The organism is Nocardioides sp. (assembly GCF_024509035.1).
In the GTDB taxonomy this organism is placed as follows: domain Bacteria; phylum Actinomycetota; class Actinomycetes; order Propionibacteriales; family Nocardioidaceae; genus Nocardioides.
In genome coordinates, this window is the sequence record NZ_JANINT010000252.1 from 1 (window position 1) to 2,929 (window position 2,929).

The 2,929-nt window shown below is 70.9% G+C and carries 3 protein-coding genes; all 3 read left to right on the top strand.

Annotated features, from left to right (window positions below; genetic code table 11):
- The coding region (locus Q0L15_RS17405) for a ComF family protein (RefSeq protein WP_296605716.1) at positions 1-716 on the top strand (716 nt) is incomplete at its 5' end.
- A 433-nt stretch (positions 717-1,149) separates the two neighbouring features.
- Positions 1,150-1,779 carry a ribosome-associated translation inhibitor RaiA gene (gene raiA, locus Q0L15_RS17410; RefSeq protein WP_296605717.1) on the top strand — a complete coding sequence of 210 codons (630 nt, stop codon included), beginning with the start codon at positions 1,150-1,152 and terminating at the stop codon, positions 1,777-1,779.
- Between the two features lie 126 nt (positions 1,780-1,905).
- On the top strand, positions 1,906-2,589 hold the full coding sequence (locus Q0L15_RS17415; RefSeq protein WP_296605718.1) for a response regulator transcription factor: 684 nt from the start codon (positions 1,906-1,908) through the stop codon (positions 2,587-2,589).
- Positions 2,590-2,929: the final 340 nt, after the last annotated feature.

Here is a 2,929-nt window from a genome sequence, read left to right on the forward strand (position 1 = left end):
GGGGCGCCTGCGTCGGGTGTGGACGGGCGGGGCGGGCCCTGTGCGACGCGTGCCGGGTCCGGCTCCCGCAGGCGGCCCGCCCCGCCTGGCCGACCCCGACGCCGGCGGGGCTCGCGCCACCGTGGGCTGCGGGGGAGTACGACGGCACGGTGCGCGCCATGGTGCTCGCGCACAAGGAGCACCGGGTGCTCGCCCTGCGTGCTCCTCTCGGTCGGCTGCTCGGCCAGGCGGTGTCGGCAGCGCTCGCCGAGGTTCCCGCTGGTCCCGTCGTGCTGGTGCCGGTGCCGTCGCGCCCGGGCACCGCGCGGACCCGCGGGCACGACCCGACCTGGTCGATCACGGCCCGGGCCGCGCGGCTGGCCCGGGCCGTCGGCCACGACGTCGTCGCATTGCGACTGCTGCGCAGCAGGCCGGGGGTCCTCGACCAGGCCGGCCTCGGTGCCGAGGCGCGGGCCGCCAACCTCGCCGGCTCGATGCACTGTCCGGCCGCCTCGCTGCGCCGGCTGGGCGCCACGTGTCCGCGAGCGCGGATGGTGGTCTGCGACGACGTGCTCACGACGGGATCGACGGCCCACGAGGCCCAGCGAGCACTCGAGTCGGTGGGGCTGGAGGTGGCCGCGCTGGTCACGGTGGCGGCCACCCGCCGGCGAGGTCAGGGGCCCTCGCCGGCCGCCGATCCAGCGGCCGGCCCGTCCTGGGACCTCGGTCCCTTTTGATTGCCCGGTGCGTCGACTAACGTCTGTGCATGGAGTCCGTCCGGGTCCGTGGTTGCGTCGTCGGGACGCGCCGGCCGAGCCGGGCGTCACGTCGACAAGCCGATGCCAGTCGCAGGCAAAACGGTCCACGTAAGGCGTCTTCCGCCGTGTTGCGGGGGGAGCGCCGATCACGGTGCGGCTTAGTCGTCAGTCCTGCCGTGGCCCCGTCGCCAGATGCGACGACGGCTGCGAGAAGGTCAGTAGTGGCATCCAAGCTGCGAGCGCCTCAGCAGGCGGGTGTGGGGTCGAAGACCAGGTCGGCCGGACGGACTCCTCTCTCCACCCCGATCGCCGGACCCCAACGTCTGGGGTGCCGGGGCGTCGGCCTGCAGGCAGCATGGCAGGCTCGGGCGCTGGTTCATCGCTGAAACCAACTGTGCAACGGGAGGTTCACATGGAAGTTGTGGTCACCGGTCGTCATTGCGAGATTTCGGACAGGTTCCGCAGTCACGTCGACGAGAAGCTGGGAAAGCTCGAGAAGCACGACCATCGCATCATCCGCGTGAACGTGGAGGTCGAGTGTGAGCGCAACCCGCGCCAGGCCGACCGTGCCGTGCGTCTCCAGCTGACCGCGCTGTCGAAGGGGCCCGTGATCCGGGCCGAGGCCACCGCCGCCGACAAGATGGCAGCGCTCGACCTCGCCCTGGACAAGATGGCCGCGCAGATGCGCCGCGCCTCGGATCGCCGGCGGGTGCACCGCGGACGGCGTACGCCGGTCTCGGTGGGCGAGGCCCTCGCCGACGGCGTCGACCTCATCGACGCGACACCCGAGGACGACCAGGTGACGACCCACGAGCGCAGGGTCGGACCGATCGAGGTCACGGGCGACGGCCCGCTGGTCGTGCGCGAGAAGACGCACGCCGCGACCCCGATGACGCTCGACCAGGCGCTGTACGAGATGGAGCTCGTGGGTCACGACTTCTACCTGTTCGTCGACAAGGAGAACGACCGACCCTCGGTCGTCTACCGCCGCCGGGGCTACGACTACGGCGTGATCTCCCTGGAGGTGGAGGAGGCCTCCTGACCGCTTCACCGCTCGCCGGTCCACGGACCGGGTCAGCACCGGGGTGGCCCGTTCGGGCCACCCCGGTGTCCGTCCGTCCCACCCGTCTGAGCGACTCAGGGGGCCCGCACGTGTCATGATGCGCGGGTGGGAGACGCGACGAACGAGACCGGGCGGGAGCCGATCCGTGTGCTCGTGGTCGATGACCAGGAGCTGTTCCGCAGGGGCCTGACGATGCTCCTGGGCATCGAGTCGGGCATCGAGGTGGTCGGCGAGGCCGGCGACGGGGTGGAGGGCACGGCCCTGGCCGAGACCGCCGCCCCCGACGTCGTGCTGCTCGACATCCGGATGCCCAAGCGCTCGGGCATCGAGGCGTGCCTGGCGATCAAGGAGGCCGTGCCGTCGGCCAAGATCATCATGCTGACCGTCTCCGACGAGGAGGCCGACCTCTACGAGGCGGTCAAGAGCGGCGCCGCGGGCTACCTGCTCAAGGACTCCTCGATCGAGGAGGTCGCGCAGGCGGTGCGGGTCGTCGCCGACGGCCAGTCGCTGATCAGCCCCTCGATGGCGGTGAAGCTGATCGACGAGTTCAAGCAGATGTCGCGACCCGAGCGCGACCACGTGCCCGGCCTGCGGCTCACCGAGCGCGAGCTCGAGGTGCTCCGGCTGGTCGCTCGCGGCATGAACAACCGCGAGATCGCCAAGGAGCTGTTCATCAGCGAGAACACCGTCAAGAACCACGTGCGCAACATCCTCGAGAAGCTCCAGCTGCACTCCCGCATGGAGGCCGTGATGTATGCCGTCAAGGAGAAGCTGCTTGAGCTGCCCTAGCGGCGGCTCCGCCGCCGCTAGGACCAGCAGCGAAGGTTGAGGAGCGTCGGCGGAGCCCGGAGCGAAGCGACGGACTCCGCCGACGCGTCTCGAAACCCGGTGAGGTGAGAGTCGGCCTCGTGCGCGACAGTGGTTTCGAGGCTCGCTCCGCTCGCACCTCAACCACCGTCGCCTCGTTCGCGACAGTGGTTTCGAGGCTCGCTGCGCTCGCACCTCAACCACCGTCGGTGCGTCGTGGTTGAGTTCCGCTCGTGGTCGACTCGCTGAGCAACGCCCAGGCCCGCAGGATCGCGCTGGCCGCCCAGGGGTTCCTCGACAAGCCCCATGCCGAGCCGACGAT